General features: G+C 68.0%; 10 protein-coding genes and 1 pseudogene. 7 read left to right on the plus strand and 4 right to left on the minus strand.

The features are described 5' to 3' along the window. Window positions 1-567: 567 nt before the first annotated feature. Both QQG74_RS06425 and QQG74_RS06430 read right to left on the minus strand, forming a co-directional pair. A complete protein-coding gene (locus QQG74_RS06425; RefSeq protein WP_341719377.1) occupies window positions 568-1,143 on the minus strand; it encodes a flavoprotein in 576 nt (191 codons plus the stop codon). Further along, a pseudogene (locus tag QQG74_RS06430) lies at window positions 1,140-1,844 on the minus strand (hypothetical protein); the annotation flags it as partial. The pseudogene QQG74_RS06430 and the gene QQG74_RS06425, both read right to left, overlap by 4 nt. A gap of 86 nt (window positions 1,845-1,930) precedes the next feature. On the opposite strand from QQG74_RS06430, the gene amcA reads away from it, so the two are divergent. After that, complete coding sequence (gene amcA, locus QQG74_RS06435) at window positions 1,931-2,110, plus strand: multiple cyclophane-containing RiPP AmcA (RefSeq protein WP_341719378.1); 180 nt, start codon at window positions 1,931-1,933, stop codon at window positions 2,108-2,110. A 69-nt stretch (window positions 2,111-2,179) separates the two neighbouring features. Further along, window positions 2,180-2,848 (plus strand): pentapeptide repeat-containing protein, encoded by a 669-nt coding sequence (locus tag QQG74_RS06440; protein WP_341719379.1) that lies wholly within the window; start codon window positions 2,180-2,182, stop codon window positions 2,846-2,848. A gap of 19 nt (window positions 2,849-2,867) precedes the next feature. Here the strand turns inward: QQG74_RS06440 and QQG74_RS06445 are convergent, their stop codons facing one another. Continuing rightward, a complete protein-coding gene (locus QQG74_RS06445; protein WP_341719380.1) occupies window positions 2,868-3,356 on the minus strand; it encodes an NUDIX hydrolase in 489 nt (162 codons plus the stop codon). 249 nt (window positions 3,357-3,605) lie between these two features. Between QQG74_RS06445 and QQG74_RS06450 the strand changes: the two genes are divergently transcribed. Both QQG74_RS06450 and QQG74_RS06455 read left to right on the plus strand, forming a co-directional pair. Continuing rightward, window positions 3,606-3,956 (plus strand): CU044_2847 family protein, encoded by a 351-nt coding sequence (locus QQG74_RS06450; protein WP_341719381.1) that lies wholly within the window; start codon window positions 3,606-3,608, stop codon window positions 3,954-3,956. A 32-nt stretch (window positions 3,957-3,988) separates the two neighbouring features. Continuing rightward, on the plus strand, window positions 3,989-8,320 hold the full coding sequence (locus QQG74_RS06455; protein WP_341719382.1) for a trypsin-like peptidase domain-containing protein: 4,332 nt from the start codon (window positions 3,989-3,991) through the stop codon (window positions 8,318-8,320). Window positions 8,321-8,329: 9 nt separating this feature from the next. Here QQG74_RS06455 and QQG74_RS06460 read toward each other — a convergent pair whose 3' ends face one another. After that, complete coding sequence (locus tag QQG74_RS06460) at window positions 8,330-9,571, minus strand: PQQ-dependent sugar dehydrogenase (protein ID WP_341719383.1); 1,242 nt, start codon at window positions 9,569-9,571, stop codon at window positions 8,330-8,332. A gap of 308 nt (window positions 9,572-9,879) precedes the next feature. Here QQG74_RS06460 and QQG74_RS06465 point away from each other — a divergent pair, with 308 nt between their 5' ends. The 3 genes from QQG74_RS06465 (at window position 9,880) to QQG74_RS06475 (ending at window position 15,766) form a co-directional block, all read left to right on the plus strand. After that, complete coding sequence (locus QQG74_RS06465) at window positions 9,880-11,310, plus strand: endo-1,4-beta-xylanase (protein ID WP_341719384.1); 1,431 nt, start codon at window positions 9,880-9,882, stop codon at window positions 11,308-11,310. A gap of 48 nt (window positions 11,311-11,358) precedes the next feature. Then, the gene (locus QQG74_RS06470) at window positions 11,359-12,801 is read left to right on the plus strand and encodes an RICIN domain-containing protein (RefSeq protein WP_341719385.1); all 1,443 of its coding nucleotides are present in this window, start codon (window positions 11,359-11,361) and stop codon (window positions 12,799-12,801) included. 268 nt (window positions 12,802-13,069) lie between these two features. After that, window positions 13,070-15,766: an RICIN domain-containing protein gene (locus QQG74_RS06475; RefSeq protein ID WP_341719386.1), complete on the plus strand. Its 2,697-nt coding sequence runs from the start codon at window positions 13,070-13,072 to the stop codon at window positions 15,764-15,766. Window positions 15,767-15,988: the final 222 nt, after the last annotated feature.

Genomic DNA, 15,988 nt, shown 5'->3' on the forward strand with positions numbered 1-15,988 from the left:
CGCGAACGAGGCACAAGGACCTCTTCGCCAACCGCATTGAGTAGCGTGTCCGGCCGAACACCGGTCCGCTTAGCTGGCGTACGGTCTCTGGGGCGCGGAATGCGGGTGCTCGCTGGGTGCTCGCGCGCCGTGGACAGACGGGCATCCGGTGGTACACGGCGGCCCACAGGCAATGGACTGGTAGGGGATGTGGGACTACCAGCGCCGTGCGGGACCGATGAGCACGGTATCGACGGGGCTCTTAATCCGCGGGTTCGGGGTTCGAGTCCCTGGCGGCGCACCAACGAGCAAGGCCCTGACCTGGTACCTCTGTGCCGGTCGGGGCCTTCTTCGCGTACGCCGGTGGCGGCTGGTCGCTCGCCGGGCGCTCGGAAGCCGTTGGACCGACCCGGCGTCGATGGGACGCGGTGCGATGCCCAGGCCGCCGTCGATCTTGGAGTTTCGGTCGTCGCAAAACGCCTCTTGACGGACATAAGGGTGACCATAACTCCATGATCGACGCGGATTGGGGTGCGCGGTAGGGGAGCGTGGGATGGGGTGGCCGTCCGGCTCCTGGCTTGGCTGCGATTAGCCGTGGTCAGACGTGGCCGTCCGATCGGCATGGGCAAGTCGGGTTGCTGTCTCGAAGGCGGTCGTCCAGGGGAAGGTGCGCCGGCGGTCTTTCCCGCTGCCAGGCGAGTGTGGCTCCCAGCGGTCCTCGGGGCCGAGCAGGATGCGTACTCCTTCGTCACGGAGGCTGGCCACGGCGCGGCGGAAGGGTAGGCGGTCGGCGAGGGCGGCGTTGACGAATGGGACGATGACGGTCGGCACCCGCCGTCCGATCAGTTCGGCGACCGAGGTCATGGCGTAGTTGTCGGCGAGGCCGAGGGCGATCTTGTTGATCGAGTTGTACGTCGCGGGTGCGATGATCAGGGCGTCGGCGGTGGGTAGCAAGCGGCGGACGCCGGAGGACGCCTGGTAGCTGGATCGCACCGCAGCGCCGGTCAGCTCCTCGATTGCAGGTGCGTCGACGAAGTCGATGCCGTTGGGTGTGGCGGTGACGGCGGTCGTCCAGGAATGCATCTGCGCGACGCTGATCAGTTGGGTCACGTCGGCGGCGGGCCCGGCGGCGCAGACGACGATCTGCAGGTGGCCGCCGGTCATAGCCGGATCCCGGCCTCTCGTGTGAAGTCGACGACGGCGGTGCGGGCGGAACCCTTGGCCAGGAGCGCGAGTTCGGTGGCGATGCGTTGGACGGCGGGGCGGCAGCGGACCTCCTCGGGTGCTACCTCGTACGCGGTGCGCAACGCGGTCAGGCCGTGTTCGTAGCGCCCCCACTGGGTGTAGGCGCGGGCGACATCGACGTAAAGCGAAACCTTGCGCTCAGCAAGCGTCACCTTCTTAAGCGGTACCGTGCGTGCGATGCCGATGGCCGTGCCGGCATCGCCAAGGGTCAGGGCGACGTTGACCCGGTGCAGCAGGACGTTGGTGGCACCGAACCCGGTCCAGCGGTCGTTGCCGTCGTAGCCGAGTCGGGCGGCGGCGCGGCTCGCTTCATCGAGCATTGCTTGCGCGGTATCACGGTCGTCGCTGCGGGCGGCGGCGACGGCACCTCGGAGGACGAGGGCGCCGTACACGGCTACCGCGTCAGTCGACGCGAGGCGCGTGTTCCGGTCGAGCACGCCTGCTGCGTTGCCGGCGAGGGTCACTGCCTGTTTGTCGTGGCCGTTGCTCATCAGGGCGTGGGTCATGATCCGAGCACTCGTGGCGGCGGCTACCGGCTCCTCACTGGCCGCAGCTGCTCGGGTGCTGCGTTCGGCTGCGACAAGGGCCATGCCTCGATCGCCGACCTTGAGCAGGACGCTGCGCGGGAGACCGCCTACTGCCGCAACACTCGGCAAGCCTTGATCCGTGCTGCTGCGGATCACCTCACCCCTCAAGGAGGATCGTCATGACCCACGCCCTCACCGCGCTTCTCGACGCCCCGCCGGAGAGCCTCGCCCTGCTCGGCGTCGAACCATCCCGCGCGGTAGCGTCGATCGACGCGGCGAAGTTCGACAACCGTCCCACCTGGGACAACAAGGGGAAGTTCGACAGCCGTCCCGCGTGGGACAACTGGAACAAGAAGTAGCCCGCCGGCCGACGCTTCATTCGACGCGGGGTGGCGTTCCCACCCCGCGCCCGAACAGGTTGAGGAGACATGCGTACGACGACCGTGGGCGACGTGACTATTCTCCTGCCGGACCTCGACCCGGAGGACCTCGACCAGGTCACTGATCTGTCCGGCGATGATGTCCGTGACGGCCTTGTCGATGGGGTCTCCTGGCGTGGTGAGCAGCTTGCGGACCAGAGCATCCGAGGTTGCCGGATCACCGGCGCGGACCTAGGTGAGGTCAGCTGGGAAGTGGGGGCTCTCTACGGATGTGAGATTGTCGGGACGGACCTGTCCGGCGCGACCCTCACCGGCATCAGCATCGAACGGTGCTCGTTCACGGGATCCCGGTTCACCGGCAGCCGGCTCATCGATGTCCGCCTCAAAGACGTCCTGTTCGACAATTGCCGGTTCGACTACGCCACCCTGAATCGCGTCAGCGCCGCCGGTTCGGTGGCCTTCACCAACTGCACCCTCGGCCACGGCAGTTGGTCGTCCTGCCGCCTGTCCGGCGTTGCCCTGCGCTCCTGCGATTTTAGCGACCTGGAGCTGGAATCCAGCCGCCTCGACGGCGCCGATCTGCGGGGCAGCCGGTTGCACCACTTCAGAACACCGCTGGACAACCTGCGCGGCGTCGCTCTCGGTGAAGATCAATTGTCCGACCTCACCCGACTGACCGTCGAGGCCCTGAACATCGTCGTCAGTGCCGCGGATTGACCGAAGCCGAGACCGCGGACTACCTGATTGAGGTCGTGAGTCCGTCCTCAGGGTAGACGCCGCCACGCCCGATCGCGGCGACCGCGGCGGCAACCCGCCGAGCCAATCGAGGAATCAGCACCTCGTCGAGGCGTTCCGGCTCGACGAACTCAACCCGATCCAACTCGTCGGGGCACAGGCGGATCGTCGCGATCTGGTCCGTCGTCAGCACTCCGCCGTCGAGGACGAACACGAGCCCACCGTCCCACGGCGGGCTCGCCGGCACCCAGTCAACGCACAGGAGCGCTCCTGCGGGCACGGACAGGCCCAGTTCCTCCCGGACCTCGCGGGTACACGCGTGCGCCGGGGACTCGTCCGGTTCCACCATCCCGCCGGGGATCTCCCACACATCCTTGTATGTCGGGTGAACCACCATAACCCGATTCGCCTTGTGACGAAGGATGATGCCGGCGGCTGCGCGCCGGGGTTGCCCGGCCAGAAAGCACATTCTGAGCTGGCGTGATTTCACCCTGAAATATTGATTTCAGCGTGCAATCAGCGTCCCGACGACCATCGCTCCCGCAGGCCAGTCAGGCATCGAGCCGCTCCAGCCCGGTCGGGCGGACAGCCTCGGCGAGATCGTCGGATTACCCGATCAACGTTCCCAAGTAGAGGCACTAGCGGCTGCATGGAAGATCCAGCGTGGCCTGTCGGATTCTTGCGTCCGTCGACAATGCTAGCTTCGGACACTCGGTGGTCATCGGAGGGATCTGATCAAGTGGCGTTCTATGTTGAAGTGCCCCTGTCCGACGGTTCGGTAGTGCTCGCTGAGGTTACCGAGCAGGTGGAAGGAGTTGTTTCAGCAGGTCGAGTAGGCGACGTCGTGGGTCGCGTGACCGAGTCGTTTGAAGAGTCCTTTGCCCGATTCCGCATGATGGCCACCGGGGTTGCTCGGCAGGCGTGGGACCAGGTGGACCCGCCCGAGCGGGTGGCCATCGAGTTGGGTGTCAAGGTGACCGCAAATGGCAAGCTGGTGTTGGCGGAGACCGGCGTTGAGGGCCAGCTGAAGGTTCTCTTCGAGTGGCGACGTAGTGGGGTCACGCCGGGAGAATCGGCCGACGACGAGTGAGTCGGTCCTCATCCGGGCAAGATCGCGTGTCCATGTTCGATGGTGTTTCCGCGTACCCGCTGCGTGCGTCGATCGTCCGGATTCTCGACGCGGAGCGGAACGGCGTAGGACTCGGTCTATTGGTCGGTCCGCGCGAGGTGGTGACGTGCGCCCATGTCGTAGCTCGAGCGCTGGGGTTGCCGGAACGGTTTCCCGAGGCGTCGGCGGCGGTGCCTGACGCCCCGGTTCTCCTGGAGTTCCCGCTCCTTGTCGAGGACCGTATTCTCACCGCTCGGGTCGAAATCTGGCAGCCGATCGCCGAAGACGAATCAGGCGACGTAGCGGGACTGCGCCTGTACGGCACCCTGCCCGAGGGCGCCCATCCCACCCCGTTGGCTCGCTCGGCCGGGGTGAATGGGCACGGATTCGTGGCCTACGGCAGCTCCGCGCGGGACACGGTAGGCATCGGCACCTGGGTCGTCGGTGAGATTCGGGGTGTCGTCCGGCACGGCTGGCTGCAACTGGCACCCGACGCCACCGCAGACGCGCCGCGGGTGGAGCCCGGATTCAGCGGTACGCCGCTGTGGGACCGCCACCGTGGCCAGGTGGTGGGTCTGGTGCGTGCGGTACGACGACATCGGGGGGTAGCGGTCGAAGGATTCGCGCTGCCCGCCGACACGGTGCTCACCGCGTGGCCACTGCTGGCCGACCGGGTCCGCGCCGCCTGTCCGTTCCGGATGCTGGCACCGTTCGAAGAGTCCGACGCCGGCAACTTTCATGGCCGCGAACGCTTGATCGAGCGGACCGTGGCGGCAATCGTGGCCGGTCGCGTCTGCCTGGTGCGGGGGGCGTCCGGAGCCGGTAAGACGTCGCTGCTGCACGCGGGCATCCTGCCTGCGCTACGCAGGCGGGACGGCTACCTTCCGGTCGTGGTTCGCCCGGCGGCCCGCAGCGATCCGTGGCTGGCGCTCGCGTCGGCCACGGAGCGGCTGGTCGCCCCCGAGCGGGAGCCGGCGGAAGCGCTGGAAGCGGAGACACGAGTCGCCGCACTGCTCAGGGACGCGCCGCCCGAGGATTACGTCCAGGGGGTGCTCGACCGCCTGCGGTCCAGCTGCCTGGTGTTCATCATCGACCAGTTCGAGGAGGTGTCGGCGGCGGACCCGGCCACCGCCCGGCGCTTCCTCGCCATGCTGGTACGCCTGGCCGAGGTCGGTGCGTCCCAGCGACCGCCGGACGTCCGGCTGGTCATCGCCTCCCGCACCGATGTGCTGGCCGAGCTGACCGGCGCCGCCCCGGATGGCGACAACTCCGTGGCTGGGCTCGCCCGGGTGACGACCACTGTCATCGACGTGACCCCGATGGACACCGAGGAACTGCATCGGGTGGTGACCGAGCCGGTCCGCGCCGCCGGGACGGTGCGGTACGAGCCGGCACTGGCCGAGCGGATCATCGCCGATCTGCGCGACCAGCCGTACTGCCTTCCGGTACTCCAGGCCACCCTGACGTACCTGTGGGAACGGCAGACCGTCGACGGACTGCTCACCCATGAGGCGTACCAGCAGAGTCGGCAGGGCGCTGGCCCGATCGCCCAGCACCTGGACGAGGTGTGGCGCCGTGACCTGGGTCCGCAGGAGCGCGAGCAGGCGCGGCGGCTCGCGCTGCACCTGGCCCTGCCGCTTGAGGACGGTGGGCACGCCCGCCGCATCGCGCACCGTGACGAACTCGACGCGACCCAGTGGGAGCTGGCCCAGGTGCTGGCCACCACCCGGATGCTTGTGCTGCGCGTCGCGGTGGACGGCAACGAGACGGTGGAATTCACCCACGACGCCCTGATGGCCCAGTGGCCGCGTCTGGCCGGGTGGCTTGCCGAGTCGCACGAGTTGCTCCGGTGGCGCAGCGAGGTGCGCCACCGGGTCCTCGCCTGGGCTGGTGACGCCGACGACCGATCCGCATTGCTGGAAGGCACCGAGCTGCGCCGGGCCGAGGCGCTGATGAACGGCAGTCACGGCGAGCTGAGCGGGCCGGAGCGGGAGTTCGTGACCGCGAGCGTCCGCCAACGGCGTGCCGCCCGGATGGTGCTGGCCGCCGCTCTCACGGTCGTCTTGGTGTTGCTGTCCGGCGTCGTCACCTCCACCGGTTTGTGGTGGCTGCGGGACCGGACGAGTAAGCAGCAGGCTGCGGCCGGGGCAGCCCATGGGCTGCTGGACATGTCGTTCGCCCAGGGCGGGCGGACCGGTGCGCTGGTGGCGGCTGCTGCGTTCACCTCGGCAGATACCCCCAGGACCCGGGCAGCTCTGGCCGGCGCCTACCGCAGCTATCGGCACGTACGGTCGGTGTCACCGCCGGCCCGAAGCTGGCGGTCCGGGCACGAGATGATCACCACCAGCGCCAACCAGGAGGCTCAGCTGGTGTATGACGGTGGCCGGGGCGGAGTCGAGGTGTGGCGGCTGGACACCCTGACCGCCGGCCACCCACCGCAGGCGGTCGTGCTGCCCACGGCGGCCAAGGCCGCGGCCATCAGCGGCGACGGACGCACCGTCGCGACGCTCACCGACAGCGTCCTGACCCTGTGGGACGCGACCGACGCAAGACCGGTGGCCCGGCGTACGCTGGCCCGCCCGGTGGCGGACCTCTTCACCGACCGACCGGTTCGGCTCGCACTCGACCACACCGGCACCAGCCTGGGTTACATCGTGGGCGACCTGGCCGGAGTGATCGACACTGCCACCGGTGCCGACCGGGGCGAGCGGTCCCGCCTGCCGGTGCAGCCACAGTCGCGGCACGGTGCGTCGCTGCGTCTCGGTCCGGACGGCCGCCTCGGCGTCGTCACGTACGACGACAAGGACAGCGTCCGCTACGGGCTGTTCCGACCGTCCCAAGGGCCGGTGACCCCGATGGCGGCTGACACCCAGGTCGTCGGCTCCCTTCCGAACGGCGCTGAGCTCGTGCTGTGTCGTCCGCGCAAGGCGCTCGGTGACGCGGTCCAGCGGGTGGACTATCTGCTGCTGAACCTGGAGACCGGCCGCGAGCGGCCACTGCTCGCCGACGTGCCGAGATCGGCGGATCCGAGTTACTGCGCCTACGCCGCGGTGGACCTGGCCCAGGGCTTCACCGCCCTGCTCGAGAACGGACGGTTCGAAGCGGGCGGGACGCGCCTGCACCTGCTGGACGAGGCGGTCGAGCTGTGGGATCACCGCGACCGTCGGCACATCGCCTCGTTCCCGGCACCCACCAGCTTCTCTGGCGGCACCGATCCGCTACTACGGCTGCTGGCCGCCCCGGACGGCAGTGGCGTGTTGACCGTGGACAGTGACGGAGGGATCGCGGTGCTGGAGTTTCCCGCGGCCGACTCTGTCGACTTCGCGCTGGCCTCCGCCGAGGCTGCGGCGTACGACCCAACGGACACCTTCATGGTGGTGCAGGGGCGCAACGGGGTCCTGAGTTCCTGGGACCGAGGTACCGGTAAGCGACGGGCAGTGAGCACCGAGCGGGTTACGCCGGGCTGGACCAGCACGTGGCAGCTGCACAACTCGATCGCCTTCAACGGTGACGGCTCCCTGGTGGCCACCCCGGGGACGGCACCTGGCTCGCTCGCGCTGTGGGAGACCCGAACGTTGCGGCGGTTGGCGACGATCGCCTCGCCGCACTGCACCGCCAGCACTGCTCTGCGCGGTCACCAACCCTTGCTGAGCTGGGGCTATTCGGCGGCGACGCTTGTGGTCACCTGCAATGGAACGACCTCGGTGTGGGACGCCCGCACCGGCGCGCAACGGGGCGCACCGTTGCGAGTTGCCGACAGCTACGTACACGCGGTGCCCCACCCGACGCGGCCGGTGTTGTTCGCCCTGACCGGACCAGACAACTCCATCGAGACGTGGGACCTGGTCACCGGTCACCGCACGGGGGGATGGCAGCCACTGGCGGATGATCGGGGGCGGTCGGTGTACGGCCTGGCCCTGCACCCGGACGGAAACCGCCTGGCGATCACCTACAGCGATGGCCCGCTGCTCCTGCAAAGCACCGACGGCGGCCGGGACACTCAGCGCTTCGAGGTGAACGGGACCCACCCGCACTGGTTGGCGGTACCGGGCCGCATCGCGCTGTCCACTGCGGCGGGCCTCGTGATACAGCGCACCGAGCCGGCCACGTGGTGGGACAAGCTACGTGGCGAGGCCACGGCACAGGTCGTCCTGCCCGTGGCGGGTACGGCCGAGCAGCTCTCCCCGAACGGGGGAGAGCTGCTCGTCTCCTACGACAACGCCGGGTGGGGGCGCGTCAGCACCGATCCCCGGAGTTGGCACGAACAGGTGTGCCGGACCCACGGCGGGGTCACCGAGGTCGATCGGGAGGTGCTCGACGCGCTCGGTGCCGGCCCGCCCTGTTGAGCAACGGGTTCAGCGGTTCGTGGTCGCGCCGCCAGCGGCCGGCTGGACCCGCTCGAACCGGACCCGGCTGAGCCAGCCGGGGAGGTCACTGAGCGCGTACAGCTCGCCGTGCACGTCGGTGTCGATAGCGGTCGGCTGGATGGGGAAGTTGCCGATCGTGGCGGTTTCGTAGCCGCCCGTGGGTTTGGGGCGTACGGCGAATGCGAGGGTCGAGCAGTAGTCGCTCGCGACGTAGGTTCCCCAGGCCTCCGGGGTTTCGCGCCCTCGGTACACCACGCCGCCGGTCACCGAGCAGCTTTCCGTCATGTAGTGCTCGTACTCGAAGACCGGGTCGGTGTACTTGACGCCCGGTCGGCACTGGTCCGGGTCGAACACCGGGGTGCCCTCCCGGCAGGACCAGCCGAGGTTCGCCCCACCCTGCCACGGGCGGATGTGGTTGATCTCCTCGACCAGACCCTGACCGACGTCGCCGATCCAGAGCGAGCCGTCGACCGGGTCGACGGAGAACCGCCACGGGTTGCGCAGCCCGTAGAGCCAGATCTCCGGCCGCGCGCCGGGCTTGCGGACGAACGGGTTGTCGGCGGGTACGCAGTAGGGCTTCGCGCCGCAGCTGCGGTTGACGTCGATCCGCACGATCTTGCCGAGCAGAGTGCCGAGGTCCTGACCGGCCTTGTACGGGTCGTTCGCGTGGCCGCCGTCGCCGAGGGACCAGTAGAGGTAGCCGTCGCGGCCGAACGCCACCTGTCCGCCGTTGTGGTTGTTGTACTCGGCGTGCTCCTGGGTGAGCAGCACCTGTAGCCGGTCAGGGGCGCCGAGGGGCACTCGCGCCAGGGTCAGCGCGCCGGCCGGCAGGCTGGTGTAGGCCACGTAGAGGATTTTGGTCCGGGCGAAGTTCGGCGCGGGCGTGATGCCGAGCAGCCCACGCTCGTTGCCCGACGTGTCGACCCGGGCGGTCAGGTCGAGCACCGGCTGGGCCGCCAGGCCGGTGGCGGGGTGGTAGGCGCGGACGGTGCCGTTCTTCTCGGCGATCAGCATCCGGCCGTCCGGTAGCCCGGTGAGCGCGATCGGGCGCTGGAGACCGAAGGCCACCTGTTCGGAGACCACGGTCAGTTCGGTGAGTGGCACCGCCCTGGTGCGGGGGGTGCCGGCCGCGGCGGAGTCGGCCACCGACACCGGTGGCAGCAGCAGCGCAGCCAGGACCAGAGCGAGCAGCCCGGCCAGCACGGAGGCCGGGCGATGAAGCCGTGACATGTTTTCAGCTCCTCGAGCAGGTGGAGTGGGGACGCAATCCGGGAGCCTCCTCACCGTACATCGATGTCCGTATATATCCAACCAGGACTGAAGCCCGGGAGGCCCGAGTTCAGACCTTGATGAGTGTAGATATCTTTACGTCGCTGGGCAGGACTTCTTGAGTCTCCCGTAACAATGTGGCAATCTCGGATTCATTGACGTGTAGCGTTCTCTCTCCCTGTATCGCCTGCTCGATGAGCGGTTGGCCGGCCGGGGATGTTAGCGCTCACAGGTGGCACGAGGCTCGACTCCGGGAGGTGCTGACGCACATGAAAGATCTCGTACCTGCGCATGGTTCTGCGCGACGGCGGTGGCGGGCCAGGGCGACCCTGGCTGTGTTGGCGGCCGGGCTGCTGGCGACCGGCATGGTGCTGGTGCCCGCCGGTGCCGCCAGTGCCGGCACCACGTTGGGCACCTCGGCTGCCGAGAAGGGTCGCTACTTCGGCGCCGCGGTCGGGACGTACAAGTTCAACGACAACACCTACATGACGGTGCTCAACCGCGAGTTCAACAGCCTGGTCGCCGAGAACGAGATGAAATGGGACGCGACCGAGCCGCAGCGGGGCGTGTTCAACTACAGCGCCGGTGACCGCATCGTCAACCACGCCCGGTCCCGGGGCATGAAGGTGCGGGGGCACACCCTGTTGTGGCACGCCCAGCAGCCCGGCTGGGCGCAGGGCCTGTCCGGCGGTGACCTGCGCAACGCCGCGATCAACCACGTCACCCAGGTGGCCAGCCATTTCCGGGGGCAGATCTACTCCTGGGACGTGGTCAACGAGGCGTTCGCCGACGGCGGCAGCGGCGGCCGGCGTGACTCGAACCTGCAACGCACCGGCAACGACTGGATCGAAGCCGCCTTCCGGGCCGCCCGCGCGGCCGACCCCGGCGCGAAGCTCTGCTACAACGACTACAACACCGACGGGATCAACGCGAAGTCGACGGGCGTCTACAACATGGTCCGGGACTTCAAGTCCCGGGGCGTGCCGATCGACTGCGTCGGCTTCCAGTCCCACCTGGGCACCACGCTCCCCGGTGACTACCAGGCCAACCTCCAGCGCTTCGCCGACCTGGGCGTGGACGTGGAGATCACCGAACTGGACATCACCCAGGGCGGCAACCAGGCCAACATGTACGGCGCCGTCACCCGGGCCTGCCTGGCGATCTCGCGCTGCACCGGCATCACCGTGTGGGGCGTACGGGACTGCGACTCCTGGCGCGGCGGCGACAACGCCCTGCTGTTCGACTGCGCGGGCAACAAGAAGCCCGCGTACACGGCGGTCCTCGACGCGCTCAACGGCGGCTCGACCCCGCCCACGAACCCGACCGGCAACCGGCTGCGCAACGAGGCATCCGGTCGCTGCCTGGACGTCAACGGGGCAAACTCGGCCAACGGATCGCAAATGATCATCTGGGATTGCCACAGTAACGCCAACCAGCAGTTCACCCAGAACGGGCGGGCGTTGCAGGTGATGGGCAAGTGCCTGGACGTGCCGAGCAACGCCGCTGCCGGCACGCGGGTGCAGATCTGGGACTGCAACGGCGCGGCGAACCAGCAGTGGGTCTTCAACAGCAACGCCACGATCAGCAACGCGCAGACCGGGCTGTGCCTGGACGTCAACGGCGCCGCCACCGCCAACGGCAGCGCGGTGATCGTGTGGAGCTGCCACGGCGGCGCCAACCAACGCTGGTCACGAGCCTGAGCTGACGAACGAGCACGACAGTCGGCACTGCACCGAAGGGAAACGACAATGACCCGATCCCGATCGAGTCGCTACCTCACCCGGGCACTCACCTGCGCCCTGGCTGTTCTCGGTGCGGTGCCGGCCGCCGTGTTCTCCGGTGCCGCGCCGGCCGCTGCGGACACCACTGCGTTCCGTGGCGTCAACTGGGCCCGGCTGGGTGACAACTTCCATGCCGGCCCGCTGGTCCTGCACGGGCTGAGCAGCTCCGACAGCTATGCGACGGTCCAGGCCAAGGCCAACGCGATCTACACCGGCTTCCAGCACAACCTGGGCGCCAACACGGTCCGGCTCCCGATCAACACCTACACCGTCGGTACGAACTGGTGGAACTCGTACACCGGGGCGATCGACGCCGCCACGGCGAAGGGCCTCAAGGTCGTCCTCTCCTACTGGGACGACGGCGTGGCCGCCAGCGGTGGCCGGATCGTCAACCCGGGCGCCTTCAACACCATGTGGAACACCGTGGTCGCCCGGTACGGCAGCAACCCGCTGGTGTACTTCGAGCCGATGAACGAGCCCGGCGGGCACACCGCCGCGGACTGGGCCAACGTGGTGAGCAACTGGCTCGACAGTCGTCCGTCGATCCCACGTGACCGGGTCTTCGTCAGCGGTGCCGGGCTGAACACCGACATCAAGTCGATGTGTGCCGACCGCCGGCTCGACGGGACGATCGTGTCGCTGCACCACTACACCTTCTTCAGCGGTGCGAAGAACTACGACCAGTGGGTGGCGTTCCTGCGGGACGCGATCGGCTCCTGTGCCGGGCGTACCGTCATGGACGAGTTCGGCGCGCCGATGGACACCGGGCTCAACTACCACGACGCCAGCAGCACCGACAACTTCGTGCGCTACTTCCGTGCCACCACCGACGTGCTGCGCGAACTGCGAATCGGCTCGATCTACTGGCCGGGCCTGGGCGGCAAGGTGACCGCCGGCCAGGGCGACGACTGGTACGCCATGCAGAAACTGCACGGCACCGGCACCAACCTCACCCTGAGCACCCCCAACGCCAGCGGCCTCGATCGCCTCCGGTACGCCTGGGGTCTGACCGACGGCGGCGTTCCGGAGCGGGTGAGTCGGCTCCGCAACGTCGGCACCGGGCAGTGTCTGGACATCCCCGGCGCGACCACCGCGAACATCCAGGTCCAGGTGTACGCCTGCAACAACACCGCCGCCCAGCGGTGGACGGTGACGGCCGGTGGACAGCTCACGGCGCTGGCTGGCCAGCGGTGCCTGGACGCATACCACCGGGGGACGGCGAACGGCACCGTCGTCGGCACGTACGCGTGCAACGGCGGCGACAACCAACGGTGGACGATCGGCGGCGACGGCCTGATCCGCAGCGTCCAGTCCGGCCTCTGCCTGGACGTGCACACCGCCACCTCGAAGGTCCAGCTCTGGGCCTGTTGGGGCGGGGACAACCAGAAGTGGCAGGTGGAGTACGTCTGATCCGGCCACGCGCGGTGCGCAGGATGGCCCGGGCGACGGTCGCTCGGTCGCGGCCACATTGGTAAGACGACAGACGTCTGTTCTTTGTTGCTTTCGATCTGCTCGACGCCTACGCTACAGACAGACTTTGATCGATGTGGATGAAAGTCCGCCATGTGGCGGCGGAAGTCGATCGCCAGACATCAGAAGTTCCGCTGCTCCGGTGCTGAACGCACGCCGAGCGTGCGGGTTCTTCGCTGCCCGAGACAGCCCTGCGGAAGGGGCGGTAATGAGATCCTTCGTCCATGCCGGAAGAAGTTCGTTGCTGGCGGCGGCGGTGCTCGTCTCCGCCGTAGTGCCGGCCGTGGTGGCAGCACAGACGCCGGCTTCGGCCGCGACCCAGGCGACCTACTATGTCGCCCCGGGCGGCAGCGACACCAACCCGGGCACGATCAGCGCACCATTCAGGACCGTGCAGCGCGCGAGGGACGCGGTCCGCACGATAAACGCCAACATGACCGGCGACATCTACGTCTACCTGCGCGGCGGAAGCTACCCGGTGAACAGCACGATCGAGTTCGGGCCGAGCGACTCCGGCACCAACGGCTACCGGGTCAGCTACGCCGCGTACCCCAACGAGACGCCGGTGCTTGAGGGCGGCGTGCAGGTGACCGGCTGGACCCAGCACAGCGGCAACATCTGGAAGGCGCCGCTGGACCGGGCCACCAAGCTGCGGGCGCTCTACGTCAATGGCCAGCGCGCCTACCTGGCAGCCAAGACGATCAACTCCGGGGGCTGCCAGGGGACGTACAACATCACCGCCGGACAGGCCGACTGGGCCTGGGAGTCCGGCTCGCAGTGCGCTGGCGCGCGATACAGCCTGACCGACTTCCCGGCCATCGCCCGGAACCAGGAAGACATCGAGATCGAGACGGCGACGACCTGGACCACGGCCATCGTGGGTGTCCGCCAGGTGACCACGAGTGCGGACGGCGCGAGCCGGGTCGCGACGTTCCAGCAACCGGGTGCCGCTATCGCGCAGGGCGCGTTCAACGGCAACGCCCAGATCAACGGCAGCCACAAGGTCATGAACGCCTACGAGTTCCTGGACGCGCCGGGGGAGTTCTACTTCGACAAGTCCAGCCGGACCGTGTACTACTACAAATCCAGCGCCGAGAACATGTCGACCGCGACGGTCTTCGCGCCGAACAACGTATCCACCGTGCTGCGGGTCGCCGGCACCTCGACGAGCAGCCACGCTCGCAACATCACCTTTTCCGGCCTGACCGTGCAGCACTCGGACTGGAACCTGTTCAACGTGGCCGGCTCGGTCTACAAGCAGGCGCAACAGGGCAATCTGGGGGCACAGGCGTACGCGAAGGGTAACTTCCACGTCTACTACTACCGCAACGTCGACGTCACGCCCGGCATCATCCACCTGCAAAACGCCGACGGGATCCTGCTGCAACGCAACCGGATCCAGCACACCGGTGCCGACGGAATCAACCTGGTCAACGACGTGACGGACACCCAGTTGATCGGCAACTACACAAACGACGTCGCCGGCTCCGCCATCTCCGTGGGCCACCCGCAGCACGTCTACCTCGGGGACCACACGTCGAGCAATCGCGAGAAATATCCGCCGCAGGTCGAGGGGCTACCGAAGAACATCCAGATCAAGAACAACTACATCCACGACAGCGCGGTGTTGTTCAACGGGCACGGCGCGGTCGCGGCCTACTTCGTCGATTCCCTCACCGTGCAGCACAACCGCATCGAGAAGGCGCCGTGGGCGGGCATCACGCTCGGTTGGGGGTGGTGGAACTTCGACGGGTCCGCCGGGTCGATCGTGCCCAACCGGCCGACCACGACGGCGAAGAACAACAACATCAGCTACAACCACATCATCGACACCGTGCAGCGCCTCAGCGACACGGCCCCCATCTACACGCTGGGCAGCCAGCCGGGCACCACGGTCACCAACAACTACCTCCAGGGCGTGCCGGCCGGCCACAAGTACGGGCTGCACCCGGACGAGGGCTCGGCGTACCTGACCTTCCGCGACAACGTGCTGAGCGTGGACAAGAACATCACCTGGATGATCAATTCCGACGACTTCGGCCGCAAGCACGATCTGAACATCACGCAGACGTACGGACCGATCAACAAGGTCTCCAACAAGAATCTGCCGAACAGCACGATTCACGACATCCTTGTCTCCGCCGACTATGTCTGGCCGGCACCGGCCTATGGCATCGCCGTGAACTCCGGGCTTGAGGAGCCGTACCGGGACATCACCGGGCCGCGCAACCTGCCGCTGGCGGACTACGCCCTACCGGCCAGCACGTTCGTCGCCAGCGGGACGTCCTCGATCCCGATCCGGAGCACCGGTGACCCGACCAGGACGATCTGGTTGGCGCCGGCCGGTACCACCACCTTCACCGCCGGCCCGACGATGACCAGGGCGGCGGGCAACGCCACCTCCATAGCCGTGCCGACCTCGTCGGGGGAGTACCGGCTCTACGTCGTCGACGCCCAGGGCAATCGATCGGCCGAGTCCAGGTCGCTCGTCCGGCAGCAGGGCACCGGCGGTGGGCAGGGCGTACAACTCGTGGGCGGCCAGTCCGGCCGTTGCATCGAGGTCCCGGGCGGCACCACCGCCAACGGCACCCAGGTGCAGCTCTGGGACTGTGCCGGCAGCACGCATCAGCGGTGGACCTACACCGCCAGCAAGCAGCTGACCGGGTACGGCAACAAGTGCCTGGACGCCAACGGTGCGGGTACGACCAACGGCACCACGGTCATCATCTGGGACTGCCATGGTGGTCTCAATCAGCAGTGGAACATCAACGCTGATGGCACCATCACGAACGTTCAGTCGGGGCTGTGTGTCGATGCCAATGGTGCCGCCACCGCCAACGGCACGAAGATCATTCTTTGGTCGTGCAACGGCGGGGCGAACCAGCAGTGGAGTCGGCGCAGCTGAGAAACCGGGTCCGGGGCCAGGCGCTACCTGCCTGGCCCCGGACGGTCGTCTCGACGGAGTTGCCGAGGGGTCTCCGGCGGCGGCACAGGCCGCGCGAACCGGCCACCTCGCGGGTGCCCCGGTAGGGGCGCGGTGCTGATCGGGCTCAGGTGAAAACGTTCACAAGGGCATGGCCGCCGGTAGCTTGCCGACAGCATGTCGGTATCTTTGCCGACATGCTGT

Origin of the sequence: Micromonospora sp. FIMYZ51, assembly GCF_038246755.1 — a bacterium.
GTDB lineage: Bacteria > Actinomycetota > Actinomycetes > Mycobacteriales > Micromonosporaceae > Micromonospora.

What these genes read in the sequence shown, in the direction of transcription:
- QQG74_RS06425 (WP_341719377.1), bottom strand. Translation starts at nt 1,143, where the DNA reads ATGACCGGCGGCCACCTGCAGATCGTCGTCTGCGCCGCCGGGCCCGCC.
- amcA (WP_341719378.1), top strand. Translation starts at nt 1,931, where the DNA reads ATGACCCACGCCCTCACCGCGCTTCTCGACGCCCCGCCGGAGAGCCTC.
- QQG74_RS06440 (WP_341719379.1), top strand. Translation starts at nt 2,180, where the DNA reads ATGCGTACGACGACCGTGGGCGACGTGACTATTCTCCTGCCGGACCTC.
- QQG74_RS06455 (WP_341719382.1), top strand. Translation starts at nt 3,989, where the DNA reads ATGTTCGATGGTGTTTCCGCGTACCCGCTGCGTGCGTCGATCGTCCGG.
- QQG74_RS06460 (WP_341719383.1), bottom strand. Translation starts at nt 9,571, where the DNA reads ATGTCACGGCTTCATCGCCCGGCCTCCGTGCTGGCCGGGCTGCTCGCT.
- QQG74_RS06465 (WP_341719384.1), top strand. Translation starts at nt 9,880, where the DNA reads ATGAAAGATCTCGTACCTGCGCATGGTTCTGCGCGACGGCGGTGGCGG.
- QQG74_RS06470 (WP_341719385.1), top strand. Translation starts at nt 11,359, where the DNA reads ATGACCCGATCCCGATCGAGTCGCTACCTCACCCGGGCACTCACCTGC.
- QQG74_RS06475 (WP_341719386.1), top strand. Translation starts at nt 13,070, where the DNA reads ATGAGATCCTTCGTCCATGCCGGAAGAAGTTCGTTGCTGGCGGCGGCG.